5 protein-coding genes and 1 pseudogene are annotated in these 5,844 nt (G+C 37.3%); all 6 read left to right on the top strand.

The window, feature by feature from the left end:
* Window positions 1-71: 71 nt before the first annotated feature.
* Window positions 72-662, top strand: a pseudogene (locus tag EAI83_RS16770) (phospholipase D-like domain-containing protein); the annotation flags it as partial.
* 198 nt (window positions 663-860) lie between these two features.
* Complete coding sequence (locus EAI83_RS16775) at window positions 861-2,294, top strand: phospholipase D family protein (protein ID WP_129976262.1); 1,434 nt, start codon at window positions 861-863, stop codon at window positions 2,292-2,294.
* On the top strand, window positions 2,273-2,983 hold the full coding sequence (locus EAI83_RS16780; protein ID WP_129976264.1) for a response regulator transcription factor: 711 nt from the start codon (window positions 2,273-2,275) through the stop codon (window positions 2,981-2,983). Before EAI83_RS16775 ends, EAI83_RS16780 begins: the two co-directional genes overlap by 22 nt.
* Window positions 2,983-4,026, top strand: coding sequence for a HAMP domain-containing sensor histidine kinase (locus EAI83_RS16785; RefSeq protein WP_005347239.1), 1,044 nt, complete (start codon window positions 2,983-2,985; stop codon window positions 4,024-4,026). The genes EAI83_RS16780 and EAI83_RS16785 overlap by 1 nt, the downstream gene beginning before the upstream one ends.
* Before the next feature lie 33 nt (window positions 4,027-4,059).
* The gene (locus tag EAI83_RS16790) at window positions 4,060-5,124 is read left to right on the top strand and encodes an FUSC family protein (protein WP_129976266.1); all 1,065 of its coding nucleotides are present in this window, start codon (window positions 4,060-4,062) and stop codon (window positions 5,122-5,124) included.
* Window positions 5,114-5,686 (top strand): CDP-alcohol phosphatidyltransferase family protein, encoded by a 573-nt coding sequence (locus tag EAI83_RS16795; RefSeq protein WP_055057096.1) that lies wholly within the window; start codon window positions 5,114-5,116, stop codon window positions 5,684-5,686. The genes EAI83_RS16790 and EAI83_RS16795 overlap by 11 nt, the downstream gene beginning before the upstream one ends.
* The last annotated feature ends 158 nt before the right edge of the window (window positions 5,687-5,844 follow it).

The raw sequence follows: 5,844 nt of genomic DNA on the forward strand, positions 1-5,844 counted from the left end.
TCATGGACGCACCCTGAAAAGGCGGTATCCCGCCTTAATTCAGATGCTCTGGTAACTCAGTTGCCGAGTAGTTCACTAAATATCTTTTCCACTATGATTATGCGGCACAGCAAACTGGGTTTGTTCAACCTTATGCAGACAGCCCTATGGATAATGAACAAGTAGGAGAAGAAGTTTATATCAGTATGATAAATAAAGCTGAAAAATATTGTTGGTTTATGACTCCATATCTAATCATAACAGATGAAATGACGCATGCGTTATGTCTGGCTGCTAAGCGAGGGGTAGACGTAAGAATTATCACACCTGGTATCCCTGATAAAAAATTCATTTATAATATAACTCGTTCTTTTTATCATGGATTAGTTAAACATGGTGTTCGTGTTTATGAGTGGACTCCTGGTTTCTGTCATGCAAAAATGAGTGTGGCAGATGACTGTATGGCAACTTGTGGAACAATTAATCTGGATTATCGAAGTTTATATCACCATTTTGAAAACGGCTGTTTTATGGCAGATTGTCAGGCAGTTGTGGAAATAAAAAATGATCTGATAAGAACGATGGGAGAATGTCGTGATGTGACAGACCAATATCAAACCGGACGAAGTGCATATTTGCGACTGGGACAATTATTTATGAGATTATTTGCTGGATTGCTATAAGAATCTGATGAAACGACCTTTCAAAAAACAGTTGATTTAGAAGTTAACTGTTTTTGAAAGGCCGTTTTTGCTATATCTAACAGTCTGTTGTACAAAGAAGATTTTGCATGGATGAAAAAAACAAACCTTGTTGAGGTTAAATTGAGATTGACTTTGTATTGTATAAGTATGAAATAAAAAGGAATCAGGTGATGTACAATGAAAAAGCATAAAATATGTAAAATCCTTCTTGTTATACTGGCAATTTTTTTATGTGTGGCTTTTTATGAATTGCTCGGAATCTGCGTTGCATATAAAAAACAGCCGGAAGTGTCCAATACAACCAAAAAAGAAACAAAAAATGGGTCATGGAACGAATGCAGTGAAAATACAGAACGGGCAGTAATCATAGAAAAGAATCCAGAAGCGCTTTTACAAAGAGTGCGTTTGATCAAGAATGCAAAAAAGGAAATTATTCTTTCTACTTTTGCATTTCAATCCGATGAAAGTGGAAAATTGATTTTAGGAGCACTGCATGATGCGGCAGACAGAGGTGTACATATTCGTCTGTTAGTAGATGGAATGGAGAGCTGGATTGATATGGAAGGAAATCCGTATTTCTATGGATTATCTTCCCATGAGAATGTTGAAATTAAACTGTATAATAAGGCCAATCCGTTGAAACCGTGGAAAATGATGGGTAGAATGCATGATAAATATTTGATTGCAGATGGAAAGAGATATATTCTTGGGGGAAGAAATACATACAATTATTTCCTGGGTGATTTTCCGGGACATAAGAACTATGACAGAGACGTGTTAGTGGTTTGCGATGAACCTGAGAAAGAAAATTCAGTTAACCAGTTGTCAGAGTATTTTGAAACCATATGGGAACAAGAAGACAGTGGTTATTTTCATGACAATAAAAAACTGGCAAATAGAAAATCTGTAAAGAACGCAGTTTTAGAGCTGCAGAACGGCTATCAGAAATATTTTGAAGAGAATAAGGAAAGAATCTGCGATACCGATTACACGGACGAAACTTTTGAGACAGAAAAGATTGCATTAGTGTCAAATCCTATCCACATAGATCCCAAGGAACCAGTAGTCTGGTATCAACTGGGAGAACTAATGAAAAATGCAAAAGAGCGCGTGAAAATTCATACACCATATATTATCTGCAATGATATGATGTATAATACATGGAAAGAGATTGCGGAGAGAGTTCCGGATTTTTCTATCATGACCAATTCGGTTGCCAACAATGGAAATCCGTTTGGTTCTGCTGATTATGCGAGAAACAGAAACAGAATCTTAAGTACAGGAATTAATATCTGGGAGTATGAAGGCGGCTATTCTTACCACGGAAAAAGCATCCTGATTGATGATGATCTATCCGTAATCGGTTCCTTTAACATGGATATGAGAAGCACGTATCTGGATACGGAACTGATGCTTGTAATACGTAGCAAAGAGATTAATAAACAGTTGGAAGAAGGCATGATGGAATATGAAAAAGTGTCCCGCCAGATATTAGAAGGCGGAACTTATAATGATCCATATCATGTAGAGCCAATCGAATTAACAAAGAAACGTCAGAGAAAAATATTTTTGGTACAGCATCTGCTTGGATGGGCAAGGTATCTGTTTTAATAAGGAGGAAGGAAAACGTGTTTCAAATATTGATTGTAGAAGATGATAAAGAATTAAGCCAGCTATTCCAAAAAGTGCTTGAGAAGAATGGATATCAGGTCAAAAGTGCATCGGATGGAGCACTGGCATTAGAAATATTGGATAAAGAGTATATTGATCTGATCATTTCCGATATTATGATGCCGGTTATGGACGGCTATGAACTGGTGTCGGAACTCCGTTCAGCAGGATATCAGATACCGGTACTTATGATCACTGCGAAAGGTTCCTTTGATGATATGCGCCAGGGATTTCTTTCGGGAAGTGACGATTATATGGTAAAACCGGTAAATGTGAATGAAATGGTTTTAAGAGTCGTAGCACTGCTTCGCCGTGCACAGATACTGAATGAACACAAAATTGTGATCGGTTCAACAGAGTTTGATTATGATGCAATGACGGTTACAACTGATAAGGAAAGTTTTGTTTTGCCTAAAAAAGAATTCCTGCTTTTATATAAGCTTGCAGCTTCGCCAGGCAGAACATTTACAAAACAACAGTTGATGGATGAAGTATGGGGATACGAGACGGAGGCAGACCCACATACGATAGAGGTACATATAGGAAGAATCAGAGAGCGTTTTAAAGATAACCCTGATTTTGAAATCGTAACAATGCGTGGAATTGGATACAAGGTGGTGAAAAAATAATGGAACAAAAGAAAGAAAAAGGATTGCGGATCCGATCCTGTCTGACTGGTGCAATCTGGCTGGCACTTGTATTTTCAACAGTCATATCTGCTTTATTATTTGCTTTTTTGAATCATTTTTTTAATCTGCCGGGCAGCATACCTGTGCTTGGCTGGCTTTTGATTTTCAATACATTGATTGCCGGGCTGATCACTTCCTTTATCAATGCAAAGTTACTGGAACCAATTACCAGACTTAGTAAAGCAATGAAGGAAGTTTCTCAGGGAGATTTTGAACAGCATTTGGAAACGAACAGCCGTATAGCAGAAGTTGGAGAATCTTATCAAAGTTTTAACGTTATGACAAAAGAACTTCGTGCAACAGAGGTGCTGCAGATGGATTTTGTATCTAATGTTTCTCATGAGTTTAAGACCCCGATTAATGCCATTGAAGGATATACAATGCTGCTTCAGGGAGAAGAACTGTCTCCGGATCAAGAGGAATATGTAGAAAAAATCTTATTTAACACCCAAAGACTTTCCGGATTGGTTGGTAATATTTTGCTGTTATCCAAGTTAGAGAATCAGAATATACCAATGAAAAAAACAGAATATCGTCTGGATGAACAGATCCGCCAGGCATTTCTTTCATTGGAAACAAAATGGACAGAAAAAGAAATTGGTTTTCAGGTAGAATTGGAGGAAGTTAAATATACTGGGAATGAAGGACTTTTTATGCATATCTGGATAAATCTTTTGGATAATGCGATTAAGTTCAGCCCTTCAAAGGGGACAATTACGATGTTTCTGAAACAAGAACAGGATTCTGTTAAGTTCATTCTGGAAGATGAAGGACCCGGAATAGAGGATGATGTAAAATCCAGAATATTTGACAAGTTCTATCAGGTAGATGGATCTCATAAAGCAGAAGGAAATGGCCTAGGTCTTGCACTTGTAAAACGGATTGTAGATAGTGCCGGAGGAACAATCAAAGCAGAAAACCGTGAATATGGTGGATGCAGATTTGTTATAGAGCTGCCAAAGCAGAAAGATGAGATTATATAGTTTTAAGATAAATTAGAAGATGGGAGGATTTATATGACATTTTATCAGGAGTTGCAGTTAAATCAGGCAGGTTCTAAAAACCTGTTGAAAAAGAGTGAAACACTAAAAGAAAAATTATATCATATGTGGGTATATCTGGTGAAGATAGCTGTTACAATGGCATTTTGTTTTTTCTTTGTTAGTATTTTCAGCATCCTATTTGGAAATGAGAACAGCATTGTAGGTGTAGTAGTCTTATTATGTCTCATGGTGTTTAGAAATGCGGATCTGGGGATCCACACCGGACAATCTACGATGCTTTTGGCTTTGTTCTTTGTAATTATGACTGTATGTCCGCATTTAGCAAATCAGTTTTCACCGGTATTGGGAATGCTGTTAAATATTGCGGCACTGGCTGTGTTGATTCTGTTCGGATGCCATAATCCATTCATGTTTAATCAATCTACATTGGTTCTTGGGTATCTGCTGCTATATGGTTATGATGTTACGGGAAAAAGCTATCAGATGCGATTAGTCGGAATGGCTTTAGGTGCAGCACTTACCTGCTTTGTATTTTATCGAAATCATAAAAACAGAACTTATAAAAGAAATCTGAAAGATCTGATACAAGAATTTGATATCACTTCTTCCAGAACAAAATGGCAGATATGTCAGATTTTATGCGTACCGATTGTCCTTTGCATTGCAGAAATTTGTAATATGCCACGTGCAATGTGGGCTGGTATTGCGGCCATGTCCGCGATTTTGCCGTTTATGGAAGATATGCACTACAGAGTCCGTAAAAGGATTGTCGGAAATATTGCAGGTGTTATATGTTTTACAGTATTATATTTTCTGCTTCCTTCGTCAATCTATGCATATATAGGAATTCTTGGTGGAATCGGTGTAGGATTTTCAGCACAATATGGCTGGCAGGCAGTATTTAACACATTTGGTGCTTTAGCCATTGCTGCAGAGACTTATGGACTACAAGGAGCGGTTAGTCTTAGAGTGATTCAAAATGTTTTTGGTGTTGTGTTTGCTTTAGCATTTTGTGTTATATTTTATTGGTTTATGTCTAAAAAAAAGGAAAGTGAGATGACCGTACATGCAGAGTGAAGTGAATCAGGAAGAAAATTTGAATAGAATTATTACGGTTCCTAATCTTCTTTCTTTTTTTCGGCTTTGTCTGATTCCGGTAATTATATGGAGTTATTGTGTAAAGAAAAATCCTCTGTTAGCTGGTGAAATCTTATTGCTGTCTGGTCTTACGGATCTTGCTGATGGATATATCGCAAGAAGATTCCATAGGATTAGTAATTTAGGAAAAATACTTGATCCGGTGGCTGATAAGCTGACACAGGCAGCGATGTTAATCTGTCTGTTTACTCGTTTTCCGCATGTGCTTCTTTTAATCGTAATAATGGCAGGTAAGGAGCTGTATATGGTAGTCAGTGGATGTCTTGTGATACGAAAGACAGGAAAAGTACATGGTGCAGACTGGCATGGAAAGATAGTAACCTTTTTATTATATGGAACTGCAGCGGTGCATATTATATGGTTCCACATTACACCGATGGTATCAGATCTGTTGATTGGTTTGTGCGCTATAATGATGGTCATATCGGTCGCTCTGTATATTATCCAGAATACCAGGACTCTTAAGGAAGAGACTGTATAAGCAATTTTATATTACAATGACTAGAAAAATATTTAGGAAGATAAGCGGGAATCCTCGGTAATTCAATTGCCGAGATGAAAGCGTAAACTGTGCATATCTGCACATTATAAGTAAAATATATTTATTTTTTTACTAAAAAATGCTGTATCCAGCTTTAT

Source organism: Blautia sp. aa_0143 (genome assembly GCF_004167315.1).
Classification (GTDB): domain Bacteria; phylum Bacillota; class Clostridia; order Lachnospirales; family Lachnospiraceae; genus Blautia_A; species Blautia_A fusiformis.